General features: G+C 65.2%; 27 protein-coding genes. 18 read left to right on the plus strand and 9 right to left on the minus strand.

Annotation, left to right across the window (positions count from 1 at the left end; translation table 11 throughout):
• Window positions 1-61: 61 nt before the first annotated feature.
• The gene (locus K7H93_RS14570; RefSeq protein ID WP_230784233.1) at window positions 62-802 is read left to right on the plus strand and encodes an SIMPL domain-containing protein; all 741 of its coding nucleotides are present in this window, start codon (window positions 62-64) and stop codon (window positions 800-802) included.
• Between the two features lie 132 nt (window positions 803-934).
• Here K7H93_RS14570 and gshB read toward each other — a convergent pair whose 3' ends face one another.
• From gshB to rsmI, 3 genes are all read right to left on the minus strand, one after another.
• Window positions 935-1,906 (minus strand): glutathione synthase, encoded by a 972-nt coding sequence (gene gshB, locus K7H93_RS14575; RefSeq protein WP_230784234.1) that lies wholly within the window; start codon window positions 1,904-1,906, stop codon window positions 935-937.
• A gap of 97 nt (window positions 1,907-2,003) precedes the next feature.
• Entirely contained in the window at window positions 2,004-2,360 is a 357-nt protein-coding gene (locus K7H93_RS14580) for a YraN family protein (RefSeq protein ID WP_230784235.1), read from the minus strand.
• A complete protein-coding gene (rsmI, locus tag K7H93_RS14585; RefSeq protein WP_230784236.1) occupies window positions 2,357-3,223 on the minus strand; it encodes a 16S rRNA (cytidine(1402)-2'-O)-methyltransferase in 867 nt (288 codons plus the stop codon). The genes K7H93_RS14580 and rsmI overlap by 4 nt, the downstream gene beginning before the upstream one ends.
• 27 nt (window positions 3,224-3,250) lie before the next feature.
• On the opposite strand from rsmI, the gene K7H93_RS14590 reads away from it, so the two are divergent.
• Both K7H93_RS14590 and parE read left to right on the plus strand, forming a co-directional pair.
• Window positions 3,251-4,486: a penicillin-binding protein activator gene (locus tag K7H93_RS14590; RefSeq protein WP_230784237.1), complete on the plus strand. Its 1,236-nt coding sequence runs from the start codon at window positions 3,251-3,253 to the stop codon at window positions 4,484-4,486.
• A 71-nt stretch (window positions 4,487-4,557) separates the two neighbouring features.
• Window positions 4,558-6,546, plus strand: a complete 1,989-nt coding sequence (parE, locus tag K7H93_RS14595; protein WP_230784238.1) for a DNA topoisomerase IV subunit B — start codon at window positions 4,558-4,560, stop codon at window positions 6,544-6,546.
• Between the two features lie 100 nt (window positions 6,547-6,646).
• Here parE and K7H93_RS14600 read toward each other — a convergent pair whose 3' ends face one another.
• Window positions 6,647-6,988: an endonuclease domain-containing protein gene (locus K7H93_RS14600; protein WP_230784239.1), complete on the minus strand. Its 342-nt coding sequence runs from the start codon at window positions 6,986-6,988 to the stop codon at window positions 6,647-6,649.
• Window positions 6,989-7,175: 187 nt separating this feature from the next.
• Here K7H93_RS14600 and K7H93_RS14605 point away from each other — a divergent pair, with 187 nt between their 5' ends.
• Together K7H93_RS14605 and K7H93_RS14610 are read left to right on the plus strand one after the other, a co-directional pair.
• Window positions 7,176-7,697: an RNA polymerase sigma factor gene (locus tag K7H93_RS14605; protein ID WP_222823794.1), complete on the plus strand. Its 522-nt coding sequence runs from the start codon at window positions 7,176-7,178 to the stop codon at window positions 7,695-7,697.
• Window positions 7,687-8,259, plus strand: a complete 573-nt coding sequence (locus K7H93_RS14610) for a hypothetical protein (protein ID WP_230784240.1) — start codon at window positions 7,687-7,689, stop codon at window positions 8,257-8,259. The genes K7H93_RS14605 and K7H93_RS14610 overlap by 11 nt, the downstream gene beginning before the upstream one ends.
• 14 nt (window positions 8,260-8,273) lie before the next feature.
• Here K7H93_RS14610 and K7H93_RS14615 read toward each other — a convergent pair whose 3' ends face one another.
• Window positions 8,274-9,488, minus strand: coding sequence for a bifunctional alpha/beta hydrolase/OsmC family protein (locus tag K7H93_RS14615; protein WP_230784241.1), 1,215 nt, complete (start codon window positions 9,486-9,488; stop codon window positions 8,274-8,276).
• 103 nt (window positions 9,489-9,591) lie between these two features.
• Here K7H93_RS14615 and K7H93_RS14620 point away from each other — a divergent pair, with 103 nt between their 5' ends.
• From K7H93_RS14620 to K7H93_RS14630, 3 genes are all read left to right on the plus strand, one after another.
• Window positions 9,592-10,911 carry a serine hydrolase gene (locus K7H93_RS14620; protein WP_230784242.1) on the plus strand — a complete coding sequence of 440 codons (1,320 nt, stop codon included), beginning with the start codon at window positions 9,592-9,594 and terminating at the stop codon, window positions 10,909-10,911.
• 71 nt (window positions 10,912-10,982) lie between these two features.
• Window positions 10,983-11,828: an AAA family ATPase gene (locus tag K7H93_RS14625; protein ID WP_226663648.1), complete on the plus strand. Its 846-nt coding sequence runs from the start codon at window positions 10,983-10,985 to the stop codon at window positions 11,826-11,828.
• Window positions 11,829-11,902: 74 nt separating this feature from the next.
• Window positions 11,903-12,958, plus strand: a complete 1,056-nt coding sequence (locus tag K7H93_RS14630) for a hypothetical protein (RefSeq protein WP_230784243.1) — start codon at window positions 11,903-11,905, stop codon at window positions 12,956-12,958.
• 30 nt (window positions 12,959-12,988) lie between these two features.
• Here K7H93_RS14630 and K7H93_RS14635 read toward each other — a convergent pair whose 3' ends face one another.
• Window positions 12,989-14,041, minus strand: coding sequence for a L,D-transpeptidase family protein (locus tag K7H93_RS14635; RefSeq protein WP_230784244.1), 1,053 nt, complete (start codon window positions 14,039-14,041; stop codon window positions 12,989-12,991).
• A 161-nt stretch (window positions 14,042-14,202) separates the two neighbouring features.
• On the opposite strand from K7H93_RS14635, the gene K7H93_RS14640 reads away from it, so the two are divergent.
• From K7H93_RS14640 to K7H93_RS14660, 5 genes are read left to right on the plus strand one after another with little or no spacing between them, the layout of a single operon-like run.
• Window positions 14,203-15,384, plus strand: a complete 1,182-nt coding sequence (locus K7H93_RS14640; protein WP_230784245.1) for a vWA domain-containing protein — start codon at window positions 14,203-14,205, stop codon at window positions 15,382-15,384.
• Window positions 15,385-15,414: 30 nt separating this feature from the next.
• The gene (locus tag K7H93_RS14645) at window positions 15,415-15,786 is read left to right on the plus strand and encodes a hypothetical protein (protein ID WP_230784246.1); all 372 of its coding nucleotides are present in this window, start codon (window positions 15,415-15,417) and stop codon (window positions 15,784-15,786) included.
• An 11-nt stretch (window positions 15,787-15,797) separates the two neighbouring features.
• Window positions 15,798-16,454, plus strand: a complete 657-nt coding sequence (locus K7H93_RS14650; protein WP_230784247.1) for an immunity protein Imm33 domain-containing protein — start codon at window positions 15,798-15,800, stop codon at window positions 16,452-16,454.
• Entirely contained in the window at window positions 16,415-17,344 is a 930-nt protein-coding gene (locus K7H93_RS14655; protein WP_420840389.1) for a DUF817 domain-containing protein, read from the plus strand. Before K7H93_RS14650 ends, K7H93_RS14655 begins: the two co-directional genes overlap by 40 nt.
• 11 nt (window positions 17,345-17,355) lie before the next feature.
• Window positions 17,356-18,159, plus strand: a complete 804-nt coding sequence (locus K7H93_RS14660) for a lipid II flippase Amj family protein (RefSeq protein ID WP_230784249.1) — start codon at window positions 17,356-17,358, stop codon at window positions 18,157-18,159.
• Window positions 18,160-18,181: 22 nt separating this feature from the next.
• Here K7H93_RS14660 and K7H93_RS14665 read toward each other — a convergent pair whose 3' ends face one another.
• Genes K7H93_RS14665 through K7H93_RS14675 form a run of 3 tightly spaced genes read right to left on the minus strand, consistent with a single transcriptional unit; the run spans window position 18,182 to window position 20,942 of the window.
• Entirely contained in the window at window positions 18,182-19,201 is a 1,020-nt protein-coding gene (locus tag K7H93_RS14665; RefSeq protein WP_230784250.1) for an aspartyl/asparaginyl beta-hydroxylase domain-containing protein, read from the minus strand.
• The gene (locus K7H93_RS14670; RefSeq protein WP_230784251.1) at window positions 19,201-20,397 is read right to left on the minus strand and encodes an exo-beta-N-acetylmuramidase NamZ family protein; all 1,197 of its coding nucleotides are present in this window, start codon (window positions 20,395-20,397) and stop codon (window positions 19,201-19,203) included. Before K7H93_RS14670 ends, K7H93_RS14665 begins: the two co-directional genes overlap by 1 nt.
• The gene (locus K7H93_RS14675) at window positions 20,394-20,942 is read right to left on the minus strand and encodes a DOMON-like domain-containing protein (protein ID WP_010238010.1); all 549 of its coding nucleotides are present in this window, start codon (window positions 20,940-20,942) and stop codon (window positions 20,394-20,396) included. Before K7H93_RS14675 ends, K7H93_RS14670 begins: the two co-directional genes overlap by 4 nt.
• 64 nt (window positions 20,943-21,006) lie before the next feature.
• Here K7H93_RS14675 and tyrS point away from each other — a divergent pair, with 64 nt between their 5' ends.
• From tyrS to K7H93_RS14700, 5 genes are all read left to right on the plus strand, one after another.
• Complete coding sequence (gene tyrS, locus K7H93_RS14680) at window positions 21,007-22,230, plus strand: tyrosine--tRNA ligase (RefSeq protein WP_230784252.1); 1,224 nt, start codon at window positions 21,007-21,009, stop codon at window positions 22,228-22,230.
• Window positions 22,231-22,364: 134 nt separating this feature from the next.
• Window positions 22,365-22,697 carry a PilZ domain-containing protein gene (locus tag K7H93_RS14685; protein ID WP_010238005.1) on the plus strand — a complete coding sequence of 111 codons (333 nt, stop codon included), beginning with the start codon at window positions 22,365-22,367 and terminating at the stop codon, window positions 22,695-22,697.
• Window positions 22,698-22,780: 83 nt separating this feature from the next.
• Window positions 22,781-24,085 carry an MFS transporter gene (locus tag K7H93_RS14690; protein WP_338080332.1) on the plus strand — a complete coding sequence of 435 codons (1,305 nt, stop codon included), beginning with the start codon at window positions 22,781-22,783 and terminating at the stop codon, window positions 24,083-24,085.
• Window positions 24,082-24,999 (plus strand): cysteine synthase A, encoded by a 918-nt coding sequence (gene cysK / locus K7H93_RS14695; protein ID WP_230784253.1) that lies wholly within the window; start codon window positions 24,082-24,084, stop codon window positions 24,997-24,999. Before K7H93_RS14690 ends, cysK begins: the two co-directional genes overlap by 4 nt.
• Window positions 24,996-25,703 (plus strand): dienelactone hydrolase family protein, encoded by a 708-nt coding sequence (locus tag K7H93_RS14700; protein WP_230784254.1) that lies wholly within the window; start codon window positions 24,996-24,998, stop codon window positions 25,701-25,703. Before cysK ends, K7H93_RS14700 begins: the two co-directional genes overlap by 4 nt.
• Window positions 25,704-25,810 lie beyond the last annotated feature (107 nt).

Genomic DNA, 25,810 nt, shown 5'->3' on the forward strand with positions numbered 1-25,810 from the left:
TCGCAGGGCAAGCCAGCCAATCGGGGCTTCGCCGCTGCGAACCTGTCGAGGAGAATGAGGTATGGCCGTGTTTATCGAGGACAATCGTTTCGTGGTGCTGGGTTCGGTTGCGATCGTGATGGTCGGGCTGATGGGCAGCGGCTTCCTGCTCGGCGATGGATTGCGCCGCGCGAAAGAGGCCGACCGCGAAGTGACCGTGAAGGGCGTGTCCGAACGCGACGTAACCGCCGATATCGCCACCTGGTCGATCCGCTTCTCCGACACCGGCAATGATCTGGCGAGCGTGCAGGGTTCGGTCGACCGGCAGGCGCAGGCGGTGCGCAGGTTCTTCACCGAAGCGGGCTTCAAGCCGAGCGATTTCACCGACAGCGACATCTCGCTGATGCGCGATCAGCAGCGCGATGCCTATGGCAACCCGCTCCCCGAAAGCCTCACCGTCTCACGCACGATCCAGCTGCGTACCAATGACGTCATGAAGGCGCGGGCGGCCTACGCGAAACAGGCCGACCTGCTGCGTGCCGGGGTCGAGATGGGTGGCGGGTCGGTCAACTACACCTTCACCGGCCTCAACGAGTTGAAGCCCGACATGATCGCCGAGGCCAACCGCAGCGCGCGCGAAAGTGCGCAGCAATTCGCCAATGACAGCGGCGCGTCGGTCGGCAAGATCAAGACCGCCAGCCAGGGCTATTTCTCGATCAGCGCGCGCGACGGGGTCGACTGCGAATATTGCGACTCGAGCGGCGCGAACACGCCGTTCCAGAAGGTGCGGGTGGTGACGACCGTGGCGTATGAGTTGAACTAAACGCGCCGGGACGCGACTTCCAACCAACCTACCAGCGCAATCCGTTCGTACTGAGCTTGTCGAAGTGCGGACGGATTGCTCAGCGCCCCTTCTCTCGCCCTTCGACAGGCTCAGGACGAACGGCGGTCCATCTCACATCTCGCGATGCCGCCGCTCGGTCGCGTCCCACAGCGCGCCTGCGGTATCGGTGCCGTTGAAGCGATCGATCGCGACGATGCCGGTGGGCGAGGTCACATTGATCTCGGTCAGCCATTCGCCGCCGATCACGTCGATCCCCACGAACACGAGGCCGCGTTTCTTCAGCTCCGGCCCCATTGCGGCGCAGATTTCCTCCTCGCGCGCGGTCAGTCCTGCCGCTTCGGCCGAGCCGCCCTGCGCGAGGTTGGACCGGAACTCGCCCTCGCCCGGCTTGCGGTTGATCGCGCCTGCAACCTCGCCGTCGACCAGCACGATCCGCTTGTCGCCCTCGCTCACCGTGGGGAGGAAGGCCTGCACCATGTGCGCCTCGGGCCACTGGTTGTCGAAGACTTCGGACAATGCGGAAAGGTTCGTTCCGCTCTCGTCGATTTTGAAGATCGCCTTGCCGCCATTGCCGTGCAGGGGCTTCACCACCACCGCGCCGTGCTTCTTCTGGAACGTCTGAATGTCCGCCAGCCTGCGCGCGATCAGCGTCGGCGGCATGAAGCGCGCGTAATCGAGCACGAACATCTTTTCGGGCGCGTTCACGACCTCGCGCGGGTCGTTGACCACCAGCGTGGTGCCCTTCAGCCGGTCGAGTAGGAAGGCGGCTGTGATGTAGCCCAGATCGAAGGGCGGGTCCTGCCGCAGCCAGACGACGTCGATGTCCTTCGCGAGGTCGATCACGCGCCGCTCGCCCAGCCATTCGTAGTGATCACCCTCGACGCGCTTCACGCGCACAGGGCGCGCGAAGGCGGTGATCTTTCCGGCGGGCGAGCCGTCGCTTTCCCACGCGAGGCTCTTCACGTCGTAGTGCCATACCTCATGCCCGCGCTCCTGCGCCGAGAGCATAAGCGCGAAGCTGGAATCGCCCGCGATCTTGACGTTCTCGATCGGGTCCATCTGGAAGGCGGTTTTGAGTGGCATATTCGGCTTTCTCCGTTCGTCCTGAGCCTGTCGAAGGGCGAACAGGCCTCGCGCTGGAAGTTCGCGGTTCGACAGGCTCACCACGAACGGTGATGTTTCACGGCATCCAGGCGTTCGCGATGTGGCGAGGGTGCGCGCCGGGTGCAAGCAGGATCACGTCGATCCGTATGTCCTCTCCATCGCTCGCATATTCATGAGCCACCGCGCCCACCGCCGCCGCGACCCGCGCCAGCCGCCGCTCGTCGATCGCAAGGTCGAGGTCGGGCACGCTGCGCCGCCATTTCACCTCGACGAAGGCGATCAGGTTTTCGCGCCGCGCAACGAGGTCGATTTCACCGAGCTTCGTCTTGCGGCGGCGGGCGAGAATCTCCCACCCCTCGCCCTCGAGCCAGCGGGCAGCCTCTTCCTCTCCGCCGCGACCAGCCTTTTCGGCACGTTCGCGCTTGGCGGTCATCCGCGCAGTTCCATCGCGCGGGCATAGAGCGCCTTCCTATCCGCGCCGGTCGCCTTTGCGACCTTGGCCGCGGCCTGCGAAGCCTTTTCGGTCTTCAGAGCCTCGCGCAGCAAGGCATCGACATCCTCCGCGCTCGCCTCGGTCTCTTGCGGCGGCTCGACCAGCAGCACGATCTCACCCCTGGGCGGCTTGGCTTGGTAATGCGCGGTAAGGTTAGCCGGAGTATCCACCCGGCATTCCTCGTGCAGCTTGGTCAGCTCGCGCGCCACACCCACCCGGCGGCCGGGCAGCGCGGTGTCGATCGCGGCGAGCGATTTCGCCAGCCGCCCGGCGCTTTCGTAGAACAGCAGCGTCGCATCGATCCCGCCCAGTTCGGTCAGCATGTCGCCGCGCGCCTTGTCCTTCACCGGCAGGAAGCCTGCGAACAGGAAGCGGTCGCTCGGCAATCCCGCCAGCGTGATCGCGGCGATCGCGGCGCAGGGGCCGGGGATCGTCTGCACCTCGACCCCCGCCTCGCGCGCGGCGTTGACCAGGCGGTATCCGGGATCGGAGATCAGCGGTGTGCCCGCATCGCTGACCAGCGCCACCGCGCGGGTCTGCATGCTCTCGATCAGCCGCGCCCGGTCGCGCTCCTCGGCATGATCGTTGTATCGCCACAGCGGTTTGGACAGGCCGAGGTGCTTCATCAGCTTGCCGGTCACGCGCGTATCCTCGCACGCAACACCGTCGCACCGCGAAAGCACGTCGACTGCCCGCAAGGTTATGTCGCTCAGATTGCCAATCGGGGTCGCGACGATATACAGGCCCGGCGCAAGCGCGGCGTTCGGATGGGCGTCGCTGGTATCGTTCACGAATCCAGCCATGGACCAACGCAGGGGATATTCGCAAGCATGATGGGCTCCACCAAGACCGGCTTGATCCACTGCCGCCGCCTGATCCTTACCCTCGGCATGGGCCTGCTGCTCGCCGGGTGCCAGATCATCCCGCAGGTCGATCCGCCCTATTCCCCGCCGCCGCCCTCGCAGCCGACAGGCCAGCAGGGCACGACCGACGACCGGCGGACCCCGCCCCCGATCGACCGCAGCAGCCCCACCCCTCTGCCGCAGGAACCGGGCGACAGCACCCGCCACCGGGTCGCGCTGCTGGTGCCGACCACGGGGGATAACGGGCGCGTCGGCCAGTCGATCGCCAATGCGACGACGATGGCCCTGCTCGACACCAATGCCGACAGCCTGCGGATCACCACCTACGACACCGCCGACAATGCCCGCGAGGCCGCGCGCCGCGCGGTGGCGGACGGCAACCAGCTGATCCTGGGCCCGCTGCTGGGCAGCAACGTCGCCGACGTGCTGGCGGAGGCGCGCCCGCGCAATATTCCGCTGATCGCTTTCTCCAACGATGTCAGCGTGGCTTCGCCCGATGTCTACCTGATGGGCCTGTCGCCCTCGCAGTCGGTCGCGCGTACGGTCCGCTTCGCGCAGAGCCAGGGCGCGCGCACTTATGGCGCGCTGGTGCCCGAGGGCGAGTATGGCCGCCAGGCCGAGCTCGCACTGCTCGAAGCGCTGCGCGGCGTCGGCGGTAGCCTGGTCGCGACCGAACGCTATGCGCGCAACGACGGGTCCGCCGCGAGCGCCGCGCGCCGCCTGCGTGCACGTGGCGGGTTCGACACGGTGATGATCGCCGACAGCCCCCGGCTCGCAATCATCGCTGCGGCCGAGCTGCGCGACGAGACCGGCGCCGGCCCGCGCCTGCTCGGCACCGAATTGTGGAGCGGCGAAAGCGCCATTCCCGCCGCCGGAGTGATGCAGGGCGCGTTGTTCTCAGCCCTGTCCGATGCGCGCTATCGCCGCTTTTCGGAAAGCTACCGCAGCCGCTTCGGCGATTCCCCCTACCGGATCGCGACGCTGGGCTATGACGGCGTGCTGCTCGCGCTGCGGGTGGCGGGCAATGGCTGGCAGCCGGGGCGCCCCTTCCCCACCGGTCAGCTGACCGATGCGGGCGGCTTCCTCGGCCTCGACGGCGCGTTCCGCTTCAGCAGCGACGGCACTGCCCAGCGCGCGCTCGAAGTGCGCGAGGTGCGTGACGGGCAGGTCGTGGTGGTCTCCCCCGCGCCCGAGAGCTTCTAGCACGCGGAAATTGCGGACATCGCGCCCCTCCCGGCTTGTTATAGTCGGGTGGGGCGCTCACATTCACGACCATGTCCGATGATCTGTTCGAAGGTACGCCGACCTCCAGCGGCGATTACGATTCCTCCTCGATCGAGGTGCTCGAAGGGCTGGAGCCCGTGCGCCGCCGCCCCGGCATGTATATCGGCGGGACGGACGACCGCGCGCTGCACCACCTCGCCGCCGAAGTGCTCGACAACTCGATGGACGAGGCGGTGGCGGGCCACGCGAGCCGGATCGAGGTCAAGCTGGAGGAAGGCAACCGCCTGACCATCGCCGATAACGGGCGCGGCATGCCGATCGACGAGCATCCCAAGTTCCCCGGCAAGTCCACGCTGGAGGTGATCCTCTCCACTCTCCACTCGGGCGGCAAGTTCTCAGGGAAAGCCTATGCGACTTCGGGCGGCCTGCACGGCGTCGGCGTCAGCGTGGTCAACGCGCTGTCCGAACACACCCGGGTCGAGGTCGCGCGCGACAAGACGCTTTATGCGCAGGAATTCTCCAAGGGGCAGACGCTGGGCCCGATCGAGACGGTCGGCGCGGCGCCCAACCGACGTGGCACCACGGTCAGCTTCACCCCCGACCCGGAAATCTTCGGCCCGCGCCAGTTCAGCGCCAAGCGGCTGTTCAAGCTCGCGCGCTCGAAAGCCTACCTTTTCGCCGGTGTCGAGATCCGGTGGAAATGCGCCCCCAGCCTCGCGACCGACGATGTGCCCGAGGAGGAAACTTTCAAGTTCCCCGGCGGGCTTGCCGACCACCTGACCCAGCGGGTCGCCGGGCGTGAATGCGTCACCGCGCAGCCCTTCGCCGGCAGCCAGGATTTCCCGAGCGTCGATGGCGTGTCCAACGGGCGGGTCGAATGGGCGATCGCCTGGCCGCTGTTCTCCGATGCCGCGACCAGCTGGTACTGCAACACCGTGCCCACGCCCGATGGCGGGACGCATGAACAGGGGCTACGCAACGCGCTGACCAAGGGCTTGCGCGCATTCGGCGAACTGGTCGGCCAGAAGAAGGCGAAGGACATTTCCGCCGACGACGTGATGGCGGGCGCCGAGGTGCTGCTGAGCGTCTTCATCCGCGATCCCCAGTTCCAGAGTCAGACCAAGGACCGGCTGACCAGCCCGGAAGCGACCAAGCTGGTCGAGAACGCGGTGCGCGACCATTTCGACCACTTCCTCGCCGACAATATGGAGCGCGGCAAGGCGCTGCTGGGCGAGGTGATGGAGCGGATGGACGAACGCCTGCGCCGCCGCGCCGAGCGTGAGGTCAAGCGCAAGACGGCCACGAATGCCAAGAAGCTGCGCCTGCCGGGCAAGCTGACCGACTGTTCGGGCGAAGGCGACAAGGAAACCGAGCTCTTCATCGTCGAGGGCGATTCCGCGGGCGGCAGCGCCAAGCAGGCGCGCGACCGCAAGACGCAGGCGATCCTGCCGATCCGCGGCAAGATCCTCAACGTCGCCAGCGCCTCCGCCGACAAGATCCGCGCCAACAGCGAAATCGCGGACCTCATCCTCGCGCTCGGCTGCGGGGTGCGCAAGGACTGCGATGCCGATCAGCTGCGCTACGACCGCGTGGTCATCATGACCGATGCCGATGTCGACGGCGCGCATATTGCGACGCTGCTGATGACGTTCTTCTTCCAGGAAATGCCCGACCTGGTGCGCAAGGGGCACCTGTTCCTCGCCCAGCCGCCGCTCTACCGCCTGACCGCGGGCAAGGAGAGCCGCTATGCCCGCGACGAGGAGCACCGGCGCGAGCTGGAAGAGACGGTGTTCAAGGGCAAGAAGATCGAGATCAGCCGCTTCAAGGGCCTCGGCGAAATGAACCCCGCGCAATTGCGCGAGACCACCATGCACCCTGACAGCCGCAGCCTGATCCGCATCACCCTGCCCCCTGAGTTCGAGGACCGCGCGGCGGTGAAAGAGCTCGTCGGGCAGCTGATGGGCCGCAATCCGGAGCACCGCTTCCAGTTCATCCAGAACAAGGCGGGCGATCTGGATCGGGAGTTGATCGATGCTTGAGGGTTGTTGCCCCTCATCCAGGCGTCGCTAGTCACTTGCGTGACAAGCTCTGCCATCCTTCTCCCAACGGGAGAAGGATGGCAGGTGTGGCGCGAAGCGCTTAGCCGGAGTTGGATGAGGGGCCTACCTGCCGCTCCAGTTCCGCCAGCACGCCCTCAGTATTGTCCATCACCTCGTGGTTCCAGAATCGCACGACGCGGTAGCCCTCGCTTTCCAGCCATTGCGTGCGGGGCCGGTCGCTCTCTTCAGAATGCTGCCCGCCGTCGAGTTCGATGACGAGCAGCAATTCGTGGCAGTAGAAGTCGACGATGTAGCGCCCCAGCGGCACTTGCCTGCGAAACTTGAGGTTGCAGAAGCGTCGGTTGCGAAGGTGCGACCAGAGCAGTGCTTCGGCGTCGGTTAAAGCTTTGCGTAATTCCCGGGCGCGCTTGATCTCTCTCATTTGCTTACCCCCTCATCCAACTCCGACTAGGCTCCTTCGTCGCCAAGTCTTCATATCCTTCTCCCCTGGGAGAAGGATAGCTGAGCTTGTCGCGACAGCGACTAGCGATGCTTGGATGAGGGGGCTTGCCGACAAAAAAATCCCTTGCCCCCTGTAAGAAATCCGCTCCTTGGCCGACTAAAGGCGCATGACCGGGCAACAGGCCACTCTTTACCACCAGGCGGGCGAGCAGTTCGCGCCGGCCATCGCGCGGCTTGCCCGGGCGATGGAGCGCGATGCGGACAAGGCGCGCGATCTGGAGCAGGATATCCATCTGGAGCTGTGGCGCAGCTTCGAACGCTTCGATGGCAAGTGCGCGCTCAAGACCTGGGTGTTTCGCGTCGCCCACAACGTTGCGGCGGACCATGTCGGGCGCGATGCGCGTAAGCCTGCCACCGTCGATATCGATGAGCTCGACAGCCTGACCGCGACCGGTGAAGGCGAGGTTGCGCGGGCCGAGACCCACGCGCTCCAGCGCCTCCACGCCATAATCCGCACCCTCCCCCTGCTCGACGCGCAGGTGATCCTGCTGTGGCTCGAAGGCCATTCGGGCGCGGAGATCGCGGAGGTGACGGGCCTGTCCAGCGGCGCGGTCGCCACCCGCCTCTCGCGGTTGAGGGAGAAACTCGCCGCGCAATTCGAACTTCCGGAGATCGACCATGACCGATGATCTCAAGCAGATCTGGCAGGCCGAGGGCGCTGCCGAAACCTTCACCAAGCCGGAGAATCTCATGGACCGCAGCAGTACATTCGAACGCAAGATCCGTCGGCGCAATATCCTGGAATATGCGGCGGGCGTGCTCGTCCTGCTCGCCAGCGTGCCGACATGCCTGATGTTCGCAGGGATGGGCGAATGGTTGCTGGCCGGATCGATGGGGCTGATGGTCCCGGCGACGCTGTTCGTCCTGTGGAACCTGCACCGCCGCGCATCGAACCTCGCGCGTCGTCCGGAAGAGGACTGCCGCAGCCATCTGAGCGCGCAGTACCGGCGGCAGGCGGAGGCGCTGCGCAAGGTTCCGCTGTGGTACGTCGCGCCGTTCGTGCCCAGTGTTCTGGGCGTCTACGGCACGGTCGCGATCAAGGCGATGGGGGTACGCCCGGCAGCCGAGATCATCGAGAGGATCGGCTTACCGATGGGCGCGACCCTCGCCTTCTTCGGCTTCGTCATCTGGCTCAACCTGCGTGCCGCGAAGGCGCTGCAGCGGCAGGCCGAGGAGTTGGAGCAGGCGTGACCAGCTTGCCTGCCCTATTCGCTCCGCGTGGTATGGATGTGCAGGGTGCCTTCGAGCGTACGATGGACCGGGCACTTGTCCGCGATCTCGATCAGCCGGTCGCGCTGCTCGGCGGTCAGATCGTCGCCCAGCAGCGTGATCTCGCGGTGGAGCGCCTGGACCTTCGCCTCGTCCTCCTCGCAATGGTCGCAGTCGCGCCCGTGATCCCGCTCGTGCGTCACCGCCACCCGCGCGCCCTCGAAGGGCAGCCCCTTGCGATCCGCGTACATCTTCATCGTCATCGCGGTACAGGTGCCCAGCGCTGCGTTCAGCAGGTCGTAGGGCGTGGGTCCGGTATCGTCGCCGCCATGGCCGCGCGGCTCGTCGGAGACGAAGCGGTGCGAGGGGGTGTGAACCTCGGTGCCGAACTTGCCGTGGCCGGTGCACACGACAACGCCGGTCTCCGGATGCGGCCAGTCGGCCTTCATCGGCAGGTAGCGTGCGCCCCACGCGGCGATGATGTCCGCGATGAAATGCGCGTCGTCCGCCTTGGTCAGCAGATGATCCGCCTCGCCAAGACTGATGAAGCTCTTCGGGTGACGCGCTGCCTCGTAGAGCGCAGAGGCATTCTCGATCCCCACGATCTGGTCGGTCGGCGAATGCGCGATCAGGATCGGCAGGCGCAGGCGGCCGACCAACTCGGGCAGGTCGATCGCGCGCGTCTTGTCGAGGAATTCGCGGCTGAGGTGGAAGGCGCGCCCGCCGATGGTCACCTCACCCTGCCCGTCCCGCTCGATCGCGGCGAGATCACCGTTGATATTGCCGAGCACGTGGGGAACGTCGGACGGCACGCCGATCGTGGCCACGCCCGCGATCCGGTCGTGTCCGATCATATCCGCCGCGGCGAGCACCGCCGCCCCGCCCAGGCTGTGCCCGATCATCAGGATCGGCCCGCCGAACCGGGTGCACAAATGGTCGGCCGAGGCGACCAGATCCTCGATATCGCTGGCAAAGCCCGCGCGGCCGAAATCGCCGCCGCTGCCGCCCAGCCCGGTGAAGTCGAACCGCAGCGTCGCGATCCCCTGCCGGGCGAGCGCGCGCGTCACCTCGACCGCCGCCTTGCTCTGCTTCGTGCAGGTAAAGCAATGCGCGAACACCGCCGCCCCGCGCACCAGCCCGGTCGGCATTTCGAGCGCACCCGCCAGTTCGTAGCCGCGCGTGGTCGCGATGGTGATCTGTTCGGTGGGCATATCGGGAATCCTGAGAAATCTGAGCGATGGCGTGTAGCCATTTCGCCCAGTCGTGCAAATTTTGTCACGCAAATCGTTAGGCAACCGCAAGGGGAGAACCAGCATGCAAATGCAGACACTTCGCGCAATGATGCTCGGCACCGCGCTGGCCGTGGCCAGCGTCGCCACAACCGCCAGCCCGGCCTATGCCCAGGCAGGCACCGAGGCGAGCGAGGAGGCTGCGCTGCAGGCCCGCCTCGAAGCGCGCGCGGACGATGTGATCGCGGTCATCAATGGCGAGAAGCCGGCCGACGAGGTGTTCGCCCCGGCGTTCCTCGCGCAGGTTTCGCCAGAACAGTTCACGCAGATCAGCCAGCAGATGACCTCGCAGTTCGGTGCGGCGATGGGCGTCGAAACGGTCGAGCCGGTCAATGCCAGCACGGCCAAAATCACGCTGCGCTTCGAAAAGGCGCTGGCGAGCGGGCCGCTGGGCCTGCAGGCGCAGGCGCCCTTCCTGATCGAGACGCTGTTGCTGCAGGATTTCCAGCAGCTGGATGACGGGCCGGACAAGATCGACGCGGACATCGCGGCGCTTTCGGGCAGCACGGCGGCGTGGTTCGGTCCGCTCGATGGTGAGGCGATCTACAGCTATGGCGATCCGGCAAAGCCCTACGCACTGGGCTCCGCGTTCAAGCTTTACGTCCTCGCCGCGCTGTCGCGCGCGGTGAGCGAGGGGCGGCTCGCGTGGGACGATGTCGTGCCACTCGACGCCAAGAGCTTTCCCAGCGGCATCATGCAGACCTGGCCTGACGGCACGCCGGTGACGCTCCAGACCGCGGCGATCCTGATGATCTCGATCAGCGACAACACCGCGACCGATCTGGTGATGCGCACGGTCGGGCGCGATGCGGTGGAGGCGGAGATGCGCGCCAGCGGCCACGCGGGCGGCGGCAAGACGCTGCCCTTCCTCACCACGCGCGAGATGTTCTCGCTCAAGGCGGGCGATATGGGCGAAGCCTATGCTGCGGCGGACGTGGCGGAGCGGCGCGCGATGCTCGAAACGCTCGACAGCGACGAACTGACCCGCAAGCGGGTAATGGAGGTGTTCACCTCGGGCACGCCGGTGCTGATCGAGGATATCGAATGGTTCGCCAGCATGCGCGACGAGCTGGGCCTGATGCGCCTGCTCGCCGATCTGCCAGAGGATACCGCGCGCCGGATCATGAGCGTCAACACCGCGCTGAGCGAGGCGGAGCGCGAGGGTTGGAGCTATGTCGGCTACAAGGGCGGGTCCGAGGCCGGGGTGCGCAACCTCTCGTGGCTGCTGCGCGATGGCGACGGGCGCTGGTACATGCTGGCAATCAGCCAGATGGACCCCGCGAGCGAGATCGACACCACCGCACTGCTGATGATCGCCAAGCGCATCCTGACGCTCAAGGAATAGGCGCGGCCCCTTGCAGCGCGCCGCGCAGGCCCCTAGCAAGTTTCGAAACAGGACTTGATAGGGCTCGGTAGATGGAACGTTTCGAAGGCACAAAAGACTATATTGCGACCGACGATCTGAAGGTGGCGGTCAACGCGGCGGTGACGCTGCGCCGCCCCCTGCTGGTCAAGGGCGAGCCGGGCACCGGCAAGACCGTGCTGGCGCACGAGATCGCCAAGGCGGTGAATGCCCCGCTGATCGAGTGGAACGTGAAGTCCACCACCAAGGCGCATCAGGGCCTGTACGAATACGACGCGGTCGCCCGCCTGCGCGACGGCCAGCTGGGCGATGAACGCGTCCACGACATTTCCAACTACATCAAGAAGGGCAAGCTGTGGGAGGCTTTCGAAGCGCCCGAGCTGCCCGTGCTGCTGATCGACGAGATCGACAAGGCCGATATCGAGTTCCCCAACGACCTGTTGCAGGAACTCGACCGGATGAGCTTCGATGTCTACGAAACGCAGCAGCGGATCGAGGCGAAGGAACGCCCGATCGTGGTCATCACCTCGAACAACGAGAAGGAGCTGCCCGACGCCTTCCTGCGCCGCTGCTTTTTCCACTACATCTCCTTCCCCGACCGCGAGACGATGCGCGAGATCATCGAGGTGCACTTCCCCGGCATCCAGAAGAACCTCGTCACCAAGGCGATGGAAATCTTCTACGACATCCGCGAAGTGCCGGGTCTCAAGAAGAAGCCCAGCACCAGCGAACTGCTCGACTGGCTCAAGCTGCTGCTGAACGAGGACATGCCGGTCGAGGTTCTGCAGGACGCCAACCCGAACAAGGCGATCCCCCCGCTGCACGGCGCGCTGCTGAAGAACGAGCAGGACGTGATGCTGTTCGAACGGCTCGCCTTCATGAGCCGGCGGCAGAGCTGAGGCTGCTTCGGGCAGCATATTCCAGCTAGGTCGAGCGCGATTCTTCCCATATGCTTCCCCGCGAGGGGGAGCATATGTCACGCCTGTCACTTCTGATTTTCATCACGCTCGGTTGCGCGACGCCGGTTGCAGCCGAGCCTCAGCCGCTCGACGTCGATCCGCAGGCGGACTGGGTTCACGAACCGACCGGGCTGAACTTTCCCGCGCGGATCAGGGACCTCGCGCGCGATCGGATCGTCAGCTATCTGGCGGACGAGAACAATGTCGGCGCGACCTATTTTACCGCCGACGACAGCGAGATCCTGTCGGTTTATGTCTACCGGGCCGCAAGCTACGACGTCTCCATGATGGCCGACGCCGCGATGGCCGCGGTATCCTCTAACGACCGGTTGGGCACCATCGATACGGAAGGCGCGCTTTTTTCGACTTTCGGTGATGAGGCGATTGGCAAGGATAGCGGCGTCCTGGCGAGCTTTCCGGTGGACGGCCCCTATCGATCGACCGCGCTGGCCCTGTTCCGCTCCGGCAACTGGCTTATCAAGCTGCGCCTGTCGTCGAAGCAGGTCGATGCGCAGACGCTGGACAAGCGACTGGCGCTGCTCGCATCCGGACTTCCGCTGACACCCCCGCCCTACTCCGCACCGCCCGCATACCGTCTCGCAGATTGCGGAAACGTGCCCGCGCGCGGGCAGGTCGGCCGGCGAGAGCTGTCGACGACCGACTGGATCATTGCGACCACGGTGATTTCGATTTCCTATGACGAGAGTGTTCAGGACCAGATCGCGGAGAAAACGGGTCAGCGCGACACCCGGCGCCTGTGCCGGGACGCTCGCTCGAAGCCGGTGCGCATGTTCTACCGCGAGGCGGAGAGCGGCGAACCTTCGGCGATCGTGTTCGGCGATTCCGGGACGGTAGCCAGTGTCGGAACCGCCGATATCACGCTGGACAAGAAGACGCCGCCTCCGGTGATCCTCGCGATCGGCAACGGCATGAAAACCGAATTTTTCCAAGGCTTCGGGAGCATTCCCGGGTTCGATCAGATGATGCAGGTGCTCGAGAAGGGCCGCGTCATGGCGAGCGTCGAGCGTACCCCCGAAGGGTCCGCAATCACGCTTCCCCCGCCTGATTAGGTGTTTGGCAGGAGGGCCTTGCCCCCCCCCTTACTGCACCGGGAAGCAGTCCGTACCCGCGCGCTTGAGCGAGCTGCATGCGGCAAAGGCACCGGGGCCGGTCACGCGCAGGCGGTAATATTGCCGCCGGTCGACCACCGCGGGGATGATCGCCTTCTCGTATTCGCCGAGTTCGGGATAGCGCGCGCTGATGCGCGACCAGTAGGCTTCCGCCTCGCCGGGGCTGCTCTTGGCTGCCAGCTGGATCGTCTGTCCGCGAGCGCGCGGGCGGGCCTGGTCGAGCAGGTCGACCGGCTGCGGAGCCGGGCGTGCGGCCTCGGCCAGCGCGGGGCGACGGCGCTCGGATCGGGGTGTTTGGGGCTGGGGCTGTTCAGCCCGCGCCAGTCTCGGTTCGCTCTCCTGTAGCGGCGTCATCTCTTTCAGCGGCGGCTCGGGCCGCTGGACCAGATGGCCCCGGGCACCCGGCAGTGGATTGGGCATGTTGAGCGCGACCCGCCTTGCCGTCTCGTCCGAGCCGACGCGCTGGTCGGTCACGACCACGGTGGTGGTCTCCGGCCGGGTCAGCGCAAACAGCGCGCGCGCGAAATCGGCGGGCAGGCGGATGCAGCCATGCGATGCGGGATAGCCGGGCAGCTTGCCCGCGTGTATCGCGATCCCGCCCCAGGTCAGCCGCTGCATGTGCGGCATCGGCGCGTTGGAATAGATGTTGGATCGGTGGAAGGTCCGCTTCTGCAGAATCGGGAACATGCCCGATGGCGTGGTGTGGCCGCGCTTGCCGGTCGATACGGGCGAGCTGTTCCACAGCGCACCGTCCTTGAACACGTACATCGTCTGCGACGGCTTGCTGATCACGATCAGCACGCCCGACTTGAGCACCGCGTTCACCGCCGGGGGCAATGTCGCGCCGTCCACCTTCGTCGCAGTGGCGGCGGGCACCGGCTCCGGCGGCCGCGGCGGCACTTTCTGGACCACGGGGTTGGAGACGAATTCGATATTCTCCGCCGCATTGGCCGAAGTCTGAATCTCCAGCACACGCCCTGCCGACGTGACAAGCAGCAGCGCCGCACACAGCGCGGTCGCCAAGCTGATTATGGTAAAGCCCGCTTTAACCATATTTTCATTGATGGGGCTGCGGGCGATTCGGTTCAATGCGATTTACGCAGCCGAGCGCGATTGAGCGCGGGACTGTTGCCCCATTCCCTCCATCATTCTACGCATGCAGGCTGCTGAAGGAGCGGTTGCCAGTGTTTTTGAATTTCGTCGACGAGCTGCGCGCAGCGGGCATTTCCGCCAGCCTCAAGGAGCATCTCACGCTGCTCGAGGCGCTCGACAAGGATGTGATCGAGCAGACGCCCGAGGCGTTCTACTACCTCGCGCGCGCCACCTTCGTGAAGGACGAAGGGCTACTCGACCGGTTCGACCAGGTCTTCGCCAAGGTCTTCAAGGGCATCATGTCCGACTATGGGCAGAACCCGGTCGAGATTCCCGAGGACTGGCTGAAGGCGGTGGCCGAGAAATTCCTCACCGAGGAGGAAATGGCCGAGATCGAGAAGATGGGTTCGTGGGACGAGCTCATGGACACGCTCAAGAAGCGGCTCGAAGAGCAGAAGGAGCGGCACGAGGGCGGCAACAAGTGGATCGGCACGGGCGGCACCTCGCCCTTCGGCCACTCCGGCTACCACCCCGAAGGCGTGCGGATCGGCGGCGAGAGCAAGAACAAGCGCGCCGTCAAAGTCTGGGAAAAGCGCGAGTTCAAGAACCTCGACAACACCAAGGAACTGGGCACCCGCAACATCAAGATGGCGCTGCGCCGTCTGCGCCGTTTCGCGCGCGAGGGCGCGGCGGATGAGCTGGATATCGACCAGACGATCCGCGGCACCGCCAAGCAGGGCTGGCTCGACATCCACATGCGGCCCGAACGCCGCAATGCGGTGAAGCTGCTGCTGTTCCTCGATGTCGGCGGATCGATGGACCCGTTCATCAAGGTGACAGAAGAGCTGTTCAGCGCGGCCACCAGCGAGTTCAAGAACCTCGAATTCTTCTACTTCCACAACTGCCTCTATGAAGGCGTGTGGAAGGACAACCGCCGCCGCTGGCAGGAGCGGACCAAGACCTGGGACATCCTCCACAAGTTCGGCCACGACTACAAGATCGTGTTCGTCGGCGATGCGGCGATGAGCCCCTACGAGATTTCGCATCCCGGCGGCTCGGTCGAGCACATGAACGAGGAAGCGGGCGCCACCTGGATGCAGCGTATGACCAACACCTATCCCGCGACCGTATGGCTCAACCCGATCCCCGAGCGGCAGTGGAGCTATTCGCAGTCCACCAGCATGATGAAGAAGCTGGTCAACGATCGCATGTACCCGCTGACGCTCGAGGGGCTGGACGATGCGATGCGCGAGTTGAGCCGCAAGCAGGGTTAGGATATACTGCGCGGCGGAGGACAGCCCCCAATGCGTATCGCCATCATCCTTGCCGCGCCTCTGGTCCTGGGCTTCGCACCGGCCGAGCAGGCACCGGGTTCGCCTGAGGCGCTGCCCTTCGACATGCCCGGCTATTCGAAGCCTGCCCCGCTCGCCACGGGCGACCTCAAGGATTTCGTGAACCGCGCCACCTGCCGCGACACAATGGAGCAGGCGCGCGAGGAAAGCGGCCAGCCCAAGCTGGAAACGCAGCCTGCCGAGGCAGCCGAGCCGCTGCTCTACAAAGCGGTCGACCGCGATGTGGACGGGTGCGACGTGCTGGTGATGGCCGACGATACGGACGATATCCGCCCGGTGCCGGAAGGTGGGCCGGTCGTGATCCAGCGCGCCGAAGGCAACTGAGCACATTCTCGGTGAGCGAAATCGAATTGCCGCCGGGCATCGCGCTTAACGATCCCCGACCGATCGCCGCGTCCGCTCGCTATACTTACGAAATGCCTTTTGCCGAGGAGATCGAGGCGCTCGAACCCGAAGATGGTGTGAAGGCGATCTTTCGCGAAACCGCCGGTGGGCGCGAGTTCGATGCCGAGCGCATGTGGGTCACAATAGAGCGCATCGAGGACGGCTTCGTGTTCGGAAAACTGGATAACGACCCGTTCGACATGCCTTCAATGAAGGCGGGCGATCCAGTCCGCCTTCCTCTCACTCACGTTATCGCGGTAACCTTCAAAGCCGGCAAAGCCTGGCCCGACACACCGTATCGCCGAACCTACTGGGAGCGATGCCTCGTCGATGCGTGCGTCGTCGAGGGCCGATCTTACGCCGATTACATCTATCGCGAAGTGCCGGAAATGGCAGAGGACGGCGACAAATATCCCGATAGCGGATGGCGCATCCGAGGGTCCGAGGAGATGATCGAGGAAGACAAGCGCTTGGACAAAGGACCTTTGTATATCGCCGTCGGAAAGGTGCTGAATGCGGACGATCGCTGGCTGCACCTGATCGATGAAGGGGTCGGAACAGCATTCCAATGGGACGCGGCACGCAGCGATTACGTGAAATTGGAGTGATCTCCCCTCCCCACTCCCGCTTCCAGCAGATCCGCGCCCGGCTCGAAGCCTTCGACCCCGGCGAAGGCTGGCGGCTGTGGCTGTACGAGTTCCTGCTGTTCGGCTTCAAACAGGGCTGGGCCTGCCTGTTCGGCGGCCTGCTGCTCGCGCTGCTGCTGGCGACGCATTTCCTCTATCCCGACGATTCTGCCCTCGCCCGCTACGATTTCCTCACCCTCGCCGCGCTGGCGATCCAGATCGGCATGCTCGCCTTCCGGCTCGAGACCTGGGACGAGGCGAAGGTCATCCTGATCTTCCACGTGGTCGGCACCGCGATGGAGGTGTTCAAGACCTACGCCGGATCATGGGTCTATCCCGAGGCGTCGCTGCTCAGGATCGCGGGCGTGCCGCTGTTCTCCGGCTTCATGTATGCCAGCGTCGGCAGCTATATCGCGCGGGTGTGGCGGATCTTCGATTTTCGCTACACGCACTATCCGCCCGCCTGGACCACGTGGCTGCTGGCGGGCGCGATCTACGCCAATTTCTTCCTCCACCATTTCTGGATTGATCTGCGCTGGCTCCTGTTCGGCGCGACCGCGCTGATCTTCTGGCGCACGCGCATCTACTTCCGCAATTTCCGCGAACACCGCTGGATGCCGTTGCTGCTGGGCTTCGGGCTGGTCGCGCTGTTCATCTGGCTGGCGGAGAACATCGCGACCTTCGCCAATGCGTGGAACTATCCCGGGCAGGAGGCAGGATGGCAGCCGGTCGGGCCGGAGAAGCTGGGCAGCTGGTTCCTGCTCATGCTGATCAGCTTCGTGCTGGTCGCGCTGGTGCAGCCGGTCCGGCGTCCCGGCAAATCGTCAGCCCCGGATGCGAAACCGATAGCGGAGCAGCCGGCACGCGCCTAAAGCAGCGCGCAATGGACGCCCAACTGCTGGTCATCTGCCTGCTGACCTTCGTCATTCATCTGATCGGCACGCTGGCCTACGCAGCCCGCATCGCGGGGGTGCGCACGCGGCGCATCGCGATGAGCTTCGCGCTGTTCAACGTGCTGGTGCTGGTCTCGCGCACCGCAAACGGCTTCCTGGGGCCGTTCCTTGCCAAGAGGGTGGAGAACCGCCTGCAATTCGGCGGGGGCGACGATCTCGCATGGGATTTCCGGCTCGTGCTGCTCTCCGCGAGTCTGGCCGTGCTGGTGGGCATCGTGCTGGTGCCGACCGCGCAGCGGCTGTTCGCGGTCGCGATCGGGCATTTCCAGCGCCATCGTTCGACCGGGCGGATGCTGCTGCGCAGCGCCTCGCCCACCGGCCTGCGGATCATTCGCGAATCGATCGCCGCGCCCTCGCGCGCGACCTTCACCGGCCTCGGCAAGCCGCGCGGGGTGAGCTGGACCGTGCTCGCGGCCAATGCGCTGGCGCAGGCGCTGCTGGTGGTGGGGGTGCTCGCCTCGATCTACGCCGGCTATCTCAACCCCGAATTCCGGGTCACCGCCTCGCAGCTCTCCGCCGTCATCAACGGGGTCGCGACGATCCTGCTGTTCGCGCTGATCGACCCGCAGATTTCGGTGATGACCGACGACGTGGTCGACGGGAAGACCAGCGAGGCGGAGTTCCGCCGCACGATCGTGTGGATCAGCTTCAGCAGGCTGGCGGGCACCGTGCTGGCGCAGGCGGTGTTCATCCCCGGCGCGCTGGCGGTTGCGTGGATCGCCGGGGCGTTCTGACCGGCGGCTTCAGCGCGACCGATCAGTAGGCGTCGACCGTTGCGAACAGCGCCTGGATCTGTTCGCGTTCCACCTCTTCCAGCTCCGGCCGCCAGATATCGAAGATCAGCACCAGCCGATCCTTCGCCGCGTTGTTCCACGCTTCATGCTCGACACTATCGTCGAACATCATCAGCTTGCCGACTTCCCAGCTTTTCTGAAGCGGGCCGACACGCAGCGCGCCCTCGCCCGGCACGATCAGCGGCAGATGGCAGATGAATCGGGTGTTGATCATGCCGTGATGCGGCGGGATACGCTTGCCCGCTGCGAGCAGCGAGAACATGGGCGTTGGCGCGCGCGACACAATCCGGCACAGCGGGGCGCGCTCGTTCAGCGTTGCAGTCGTGATCGGACATAGGTCGGTGCGTTCATCGACGAACACGCCCTTCTCGGTCAGTTCGAAACTGGTCCAGTCCCGATTTTCGAGCATTCCATGAACATCGCCCTGAGGGCGGTCATGGATCTTCTTCACATAGGTATCGAAACCGCCGGTCGCGCCCAGCAGGGCCTCTGCTTCGGTACGGATGGCGTCGGTCTGCGCCTCGACCGCTTCGGCCCAGGCGAACTCTTCGCGATCGGCAAAATGGACCAGCGGCAAGCCGTCGTAAAAGAAGGTCTGCGGATTTTGCGGATAGCGGACCGGCACCGGGGCACGGCTTGCCTTACCCTGCATGATTGCGATCGAGTTGGCAAAGCGCGGGTGCCAGTCCTTGCGCGGGAAACCCATCGCAGCAAGGCCCTGCTCCAGGTGGTTGGCGAATTGCCGGTCGAGCCAGCCCATCATCTCGCTCACGTGGCCCGCAATCGGCTCCCCTGCCCGGCCGAGCCGGTGGAGATGTTGAAGGCCGACATTGTAATAGCCCGATGCCGCGCGGTTGTCGCCCGCGATGAGGTGGTGATCGGCCATCGCGATCATCGCGTCGACATCGCTGCCATTGGCGATAAGCCGCCGCTTTGCCTCGTCCTGAGACATAGCGGGTTGGGGGCTGGGGGTGCTGTTCATCAGTAAAGTAGGACCCGTTCGATCTGGTCGCGCCATTCGGTCTCATCGTTCGCTGCCATCCGGTCGAGGTCTACCGGAGAGGCGGAGGGATTATCGACCCATTCGCGCAAGGCCGGGCCACCGTTGATCACGTCGATCGCCAGCCGGTCCAGCTCGTATTCGTAGGGAAAATCGCGCCAGATCTCGTAATCCGGATAGAGCGCGCGGATCGCCTTGAAGGCGAGCGCCTGCAGTCGCCACGGGCGGAAATGCTTGTGGTCGTAGAACGGCCCTTCTGCGTGGATCATCAGCCCGTTGCACAGCTGGCCCGCATGCTTGTGGAAGGTCGGTTCGAACCAGCATTCGCGCAATGCGCAGCCTTTCAGCCAGCTTGGCGCGATCCGGCGCATTTCGGCGTGGACCGCCTTGGCGTCGATATCCGGCGCGCCGAACAGCACCTCGAGCGGGCGGGTCGTGCCCCGCCCCTCGCTCAGCGTGGCGCCCTCGATCATCACCGTGCCCGCATAGGCGCGGGCCATGTTGACGTTGGCGGCGTTCGGCGAAGGATTGATCCAGACGCGGCTTTCGGGCCAGCCATGGTCGGGGCCGTCAGGCTCCCAGCCCTCCATAGCGATCACCCGGTAATCGACGTCGAGCCCGAAATGCTTGATGAACCAGTGGCCCATCTCGCCCATGGTCAGGCCGTGGCGCATCGGCATCGGCCCGGCCCCGACGAAACTTTCCTGCCCCGGCATCAGCATCGTGCCTTCCACCGGGCGACCGGCGGGATTGGGGCGATCGAGCACCCATACGCTCTTGCCCGTCTTCGCCGCCTCTTCCAGCAGGTAGAGCAGCGTGGTGACGAAGGTGTAGATGCGGCAGCCCAGGTCCTGCAGGTCGAACAGGAACACATCCGCGCTCGACATCATCTGACCCGTGGGGCGGCGCACCTCGCCATAGAGGCTGAACACGGGGATGCCGTAGGTGGGATCGGTCTCGTCCGCCGTCTCCACCATATTGTCCTGCTTGTCGCCCTTCAGCCCGTGCTGCGGGCCGAACGCGGAGGTGACGTTCACCCCCGCGGCGACCAGCGCGTCGAGACTGTGCTCCAGATCCCTCGTGACCGATGCCGGGTGGGCAACAAGCGCGACCCGCTTGCCTTCGAGTGGTTTGCGCAGGTCCGGCTCTGAAAGAAGCCGGTCGATCCCGAATTTCATGCGTGCTGAAGTGCCTCTTTGGGTTTGGCCGGTGCGCTGCTGCCGAAACGGATGGCAAAGCTCATCGGATCATGGAAGTCGGGCTCGTCCCGGCGGTGGGCCATCGACCATAGCGAATGGTGCCCGCCTTCTTCCTCGATCACCGCGCATAGCGAAGCCGAGCTGACCCCGTCCAGTACGCGCGCGGGCAGCCGCACGGTTACCGTGATGACCTGAGGGCCACGCTGGAAATCGATCTGCGGCGGCACCTCGGGCACATAATCGCCGGCGCGCTTCCGGTAGGATGCGAATTTGAACGCGGCCCAGTCACCCGCAGGCGCGAAGTTGAATTCGCGATAGCGCCCGTTCTGGTCGTAGACGAAGAATTCGAGGCAGGTCCGCCGCCACAGATCTTCCTCGCTACGATGCGCGAAGCCGCGCGGCACCACCACCTTGGCCGCCTGGTTGATGCGATAGCGCAGCAGCAGCTCGCCGCCCATCAGGCGCATCATGGTGACCGAGATCCCGCTCACGTCGAGCGGCGGCGTGGTTGGATGTGGCTTCAACCTGTACGTTTGCATTTTCGACCCCCCATGCTAGCGGGCCCGGTCATTCCCCCCGGAGGAACCAGTGCCCACCTATCGATCCGAACTTCTGAACGTGCTCGACCAGCGGCACTATACGCATCAAATCACCGATGCGGAAAGACTTGATTTGCTTGCTTCCGAGCAGATTGTCCCAGGATATGTCGGTTTCGATCCGACCGCGTCGAGCCTGCATGTCGGATCGCTGGTCCAGATCATGCTGCTGCGCCGGTTGCAGCAGACAGGGCACAAGCCGATCGTCGTGATGGGTGGCGGCACCGGCAAGATCGGTGATCCTTCGGGCCGCGACGAGAGCCGCCAGCTGATGACCGAAGAGGTGATCGCGGCCAATATTGCGAGCATTCGCAAGGTCTTCGAACGCATCCTGACCTTCGGCGACGGTCCTACCGACGCGGTGATGGTCAACAACGACGAATGGCTCAGCGGCCTCGGCTATCTCGATCTGCTGCGCGATGTCGGCCCGCACTTCACGGTCAACCGCATGCTGACCTTCGATTCGGTCAAGATGCGGCTCGACCGCGAGCAGCCGCTGACCTTCCTCGAATTCAACTACATGATCCTGCAGGCCTACGATTTCCGCGAACTGGCGGAGCGCTATGGCTGCCGTTTGCAGATGGGCGGCAGCGATCAGTGGGGCAATATCGTCAACGGAATCGAGCTGACGCGGCGTACCGGCGGAGGCGAACTCTTCGGCTTCACCACCCCGCTGCTGACGACCGCGGACGGCAAAAAGATGGGCAAGACCGCGAGCGGTGCGGTCTGGCTCAACGAAGACATGCTGCCCGCCTACGATTTCTGGCAATTCTGGCGCAATACCGACGACCGCGACGTGGGCCGCTTCCTGCGCCTGTTCACCGACATTCCGCTGGACGAGATCGAACGGCTCGAACGGCTCGAGGGGGCGGAGATCAACGACGCCAAGGTCGCGCTCGCCAATGCGGTGACCGCGCTGGTGCGCGGCGAGGATGCAGCGGCAGCGGCGGAGGCGACTGCGCGCGAAACCTTCGCCGGGGGCGCGGGCGGCGACCTGCCCACGCTTTCGGTCGGCGACGGCATGGGCCTGCCCGCTGCACTCAGCGCGCTGGGCTTCACCGCTTCCAACAAGGAAGCCAAGCGCAAGATCGCGGAGGGCGCGGTGCGGCTCGACGACGAGGTTTTGAGCGACCCCGCCATGGTGCTGAACGTGGCGGAAGGCGAACAGCGGCGGCTGTCGCTGGGGCGCAAGAAGCACGCGATCCTGCTGCGCTAGGCGCTGCGTAAGTCTCTCGGAACGCATCCTTTTGTCCCGAATTAGGACAAGGGGGCTTAACCCAAAATCAGCCTTTGGGCCGCATAAGTCGGGGCCTTGGAAGTCCCCGTCAGAGCCGTGAGAGGAATACGCAAGTGGCATCGCATCTGAGTGTACCTGACCAGCGGGCGGCGATCCGTCATCCGGTCGATTACGATGTGATCGCGGATTATTTCGGTCGTGGCGATGTGCCGTTCCACATCAGCAACGTGTCCGCCACCGGCTTCATGATCGACAACGCCAGCGATGGCGCGCGCGGCGACCGCGTGATCGTGAGCTTCCCGGTGATCGGCCGGATCGAGGCCTATCTGATCTGGACCAAGGAGAATCGCGCCGGGTTCCAGTTCGAACGGCTGATCCGGGTGGACGATTTCCTGCTGCTAATCGACGAGTTGCAGCCCAACCCGCGCCTGCGCCGCCGCCGCTAGGCCGATCTGGCGGAAAGCCAGGCTTCAAGGCCCGATCCCAGAATTTGCTTTTGTAGCACCCGCGCGCCTGCCATGGCGCCTGTGTGACGGCTACCGAAAAACCAGATTCCACCCCGCTGCGGATCCATAATTTCCGCGCCTACCTGCTCGCCCGATTCTCGATGATCGTGGGCCAGTACGCGATGATGCTGATCATCGGTTGGCAGACATACACGATCGCGCGCGGCAACGGCCTCAACGCGTTCGAGGCGTCGGGCCAGCTTGCGCTGATCGGCCTGCTCCAGTTCCTGCCGCTGTTCGTGCTCTCCCCCTTCTCCGGGCTCGCAGCCGATCGCTTCAACCGCAAGACCGTGTCGCGGCTCACCATCGGCCTCCAGTTCCTCGGCGCGGCCTATCTCGCGTGGACCACCTATACCGGCCATATCGACCTGACTGCGCTGTTCTCGGTTGCGGTGCTGCTGGGCGTCGTGCGCGCGTTCAACGGCCCTGCCCTGTCCGCATTGGCACCGAACCTCGTGCCAAAGGCGATCCTGCCCAACGCGATCGCGTTATCTTCGATCGCGTGGCAGACCGGGATGATCGTCGGCCCGGCGGTGGGCGGCTATGCCTATGACGCGGCCCCTGCCCTGCCCTATGCCATCGCCAGCGGCCTGTTCCTGATCGCGATCATCTCGATTAGCACCATCGGCAAGGTGCCGCGCTCACCGATCAACGGCGCGCAGCATCCGATCGGTCAGATCGTCGATGGCTGGCGCTATGTGATCCAGAACAAGATGGTGCTCGGCGCGATTACGCTCGACCTGATGGCGGTGTTCCTCGCCGGCGCGACCGCGCTGTTCCCGCCCTTTGCTTACGACATCCTGAAGGTGGGCGAGACCGGCCTGGCGCAGCTCGCTGCCGCCCCCGCGATCGGCGCGGCGGTGACCGCGCTGTGGTTCAGCTTCCGCCCCTTGAAGACCAATGTTGGCCCCAAGATGCTGTGGGCGGTGGCCGCGTTCGGCGTTGCCACCATCGTCTTCGGCTTCTCGCGCTTCATGCCGCTGAGCCTTGCGATGCTGGTGATCGTGGGCGCGGCGGACATGTTCAGCGTCTATATCCGCCAGTCGCTGATCCAGCTGCACACGCCCGACGAGAAGCGCGGCCGCGTCTCTTCCGCCAGCCTGCTGACCATCAGCGCCTCGAACGAGGGCGGCGATGCGTTCTCCGGCTTCCTCGCCAGCGTCATCGGCCCGGCGGGCGCGGTGATCTTCGGCGGGGTCGGCGCGATCGTGACGGTCGCGATGTGGAGCCGGATTTTCCCCGTCCTGCGACACACCCGGACCTTCGACCCGCCTGCGTCGTTGGAAGAGGAAACCCCTGAACAGACCTTGCAGGAGAAGATCCCATGAAAGCCGACTCGATCCTCGAAACCATCGGCAACACGCCGCATATCCGCCTCTCGCGCCTGTTCCCCGACCATGATGTCTGGGTGAAGAGCGAACGCGCGAACCCCGGCGGCTCGATCAAGGACCGTATCGCGCTCGCCATGGTCGAGGATGCGGAGAAGGCCGGCAAGCTCAAGCCCGGCGGCACTATCATCGAGCCGACCAGCGGCAACACCGGCATCGGCCTCGCGATGGTCGCGGCGGTCAAGGGCTACAAGCTGGTGCTGGTGATGCCCGAGAGCATGAGCCTGGAACGCCGCCGCCTGATGCTCGCCTACGGCGCGACCTTCGACCTGACGCCCAAGGAAGGCGGCATGAAGGGTGCCATCAGCCGCGCGCAGGAACTGGTCGAGCAGGACTCCAGCGCCTGGATGCCGAGCCAGTTCGACAACGAGAGCAACTGGCAGGTCCACGTGCGCACCACCGCCAAGGAAATCCTCGGCGATTTCACCGATCGCCCGGTCGATGCGATGATTACGGGCGTCGGCACCGGCGGCCACCTGACCGGCTGCGCCGAAGAACTGAAGCGCCACTGGCCCGAGATGAAGGCCTGGGCGGTCGAGCCTGCAGGCTCCCCCGTCATCAGCGGCGGCGAACCCGGCCCGCACCCCATCCAGGGCATCGGCGCGGGCTTCGTGCCCGAGAACCTGCACACGCAGGCGATCGACGGCGCGATCCAGGTCGATCCCGAAGACGCCAAGGAAATGGCCCGCCGCGCCGCGAGCGAGGAAGGCATGCTGGTCGGCATCTCCAGCGGCGCGACGCTGGCCGCGATCGCCAAGAAGCTGCCCGACCTGCCCGAAGGTTCGCGCGTCCTCGGCTTCAACTACGATACCGGCGAGCGGTATCTGTCGGTGCCGGACTTCCTGCCGGAGTGAACGCGTTCGAGGAAATCGCCTATGCCGACGGCGATACCCCGCTAACCGGGCTCGCCCTGCATCCGCAGGGGGATGCCCGGGCGGCGGTGGCGATTTTCCCGACCTTCATGAACAGCACCCCGGCGGTCGAGGCCAAGGCCCGGTCGCTGGCGGCGCAAGGTTATGCCGTCCTGATCGGCGATTTCTACGGGCCCGATGCGCCTGCCGACATGCAGCAGGCCTTTGCCGCGATGACCCGCCTGCGCGCCGATCCGGTGGCCGCTCGCCAACGGCTGAGGGCGACGGTCCGGCTGCTGCGCGAACGGCATCCCGATCTGCCGCAGCTGGCCATCGGCTTCTGCCTCGGCGGGTTTGCCGTGCTGGAAATGGCGCGCGACGGCCAGGACCTGGCCGCCGTGGCGAGCTTCCACGGCATGCTCGAAACCGCGCTTCCGGCGACAACGCCGATCCACCCGCGCATCCTCGTTTGCCACGGCGATGCGGACACGCTGGTCCCGCGCAGCCAAGTGATCGATTTCTGGGAGGAAATGGACCGCGTCGACGCCGACTGGCACTTCCACAGCTACGCCGGTGTCGAACACGGCTTTACCAACCCGCGCACGCTCGATGGCGCGCCCAACCCGGCCTATGATGCGAACGCGGACCGGCAGAGCTGGGCAGCTTTGCTGGGCTTTTTCGACGAGGTTCTCGATCCGCAAGATTGAGACAGCGAAGAAATCAGGTCTTTTAAGCGAATGTCCGGGTTCACAAACGTCCGATTTTCCTACTCACCCCGCCGCTGCTAGCTTCGCACCGGCTCTTTGAACCTCAG

The organism is Citromicrobium bathyomarinum (genome assembly GCF_021021475.1).
In the GTDB taxonomy this organism is placed as follows: domain Bacteria; phylum Pseudomonadota; class Alphaproteobacteria; order Sphingomonadales; family Sphingomonadaceae; genus Alteriqipengyuania; species Alteriqipengyuania bathyomarina.

Bases quoted from the DNA above. Each gene is read 5' to 3' on its own strand.
- K7H93_RS14570 (WP_230784233.1), top strand. From the start codon at position 62: ATGGCCGTGTTTATCGAGGACAATCGTTTCGTGGTGCTGGGTTCGGTT.
- gshB (WP_230784234.1), bottom strand. From the start codon at position 1,906: ATGCCACTCAAAACCGCCTTCCAGATGGACCCGATCGAGAACGTCAAG.
- K7H93_RS14580 (WP_230784235.1), bottom strand. From the start codon at position 2,360: ATGACCGCCAAGCGCGAACGTGCCGAAAAGGCTGGTCGCGGCGGAGAG.
- rsmI (WP_230784236.1), bottom strand. From the start codon at position 3,223: ATGGCTGGATTCGTGAACGATACCAGCGACGCCCATCCGAACGCCGCG.
- K7H93_RS14590 (WP_230784237.1), top strand. From the start codon at position 3,251: ATGATGGGCTCCACCAAGACCGGCTTGATCCACTGCCGCCGCCTGATC.
- parE (WP_230784238.1), top strand. From the start codon at position 4,558: ATGTCCGATGATCTGTTCGAAGGTACGCCGACCTCCAGCGGCGATTAC.
- K7H93_RS14600 (WP_230784239.1), bottom strand. From the start codon at position 6,988: ATGAGAGAGATCAAGCGCGCCCGGGAATTACGCAAAGCTTTAACCGAC.
- K7H93_RS14605 (WP_222823794.1), top strand. From the start codon at position 7,176: ATGACCGGGCAACAGGCCACTCTTTACCACCAGGCGGGCGAGCAGTTC.
- K7H93_RS14610 (WP_230784240.1), top strand. From the start codon at position 7,687: ATGACCGATGATCTCAAGCAGATCTGGCAGGCCGAGGGCGCTGCCGAA.
- K7H93_RS14615 (WP_230784241.1), bottom strand. From the start codon at position 9,488: ATGCCCACCGAACAGATCACCATCGCGACCACGCGCGGCTACGAACTG.
- K7H93_RS14620 (WP_230784242.1), top strand. From the start codon at position 9,592: ATGCAAATGCAGACACTTCGCGCAATGATGCTCGGCACCGCGCTGGCC.
- K7H93_RS14625 (WP_226663648.1), top strand. From the start codon at position 10,983: ATGGAACGTTTCGAAGGCACAAAAGACTATATTGCGACCGACGATCTG.
- K7H93_RS14630 (WP_230784243.1), top strand. From the start codon at position 11,903: ATGTCACGCCTGTCACTTCTGATTTTCATCACGCTCGGTTGCGCGACG.
- K7H93_RS14645 (WP_230784246.1), top strand. From the start codon at position 15,415: ATGCGTATCGCCATCATCCTTGCCGCGCCTCTGGTCCTGGGCTTCGCA.
- K7H93_RS14655 (WP_420840389.1), top strand. From the start codon at position 16,415: ATGGGACGCGGCACGCAGCGATTACGTGAAATTGGAGTGATCTCCCCT.
- K7H93_RS14660 (WP_230784249.1), top strand. From the start codon at position 17,356: ATGGACGCCCAACTGCTGGTCATCTGCCTGCTGACCTTCGTCATTCAT.
- K7H93_RS14665 (WP_230784250.1), bottom strand. From the start codon at position 19,201: ATGAACAGCACCCCCAGCCCCCAACCCGCTATGTCTCAGGACGAGGCA.
- K7H93_RS14670 (WP_230784251.1), bottom strand. From the start codon at position 20,397: ATGAAATTCGGGATCGACCGGCTTCTTTCAGAGCCGGACCTGCGCAAA.
- cysK (WP_230784253.1), top strand. From the start codon at position 24,082: ATGAAAGCCGACTCGATCCTCGAAACCATCGGCAACACGCCGCATATC.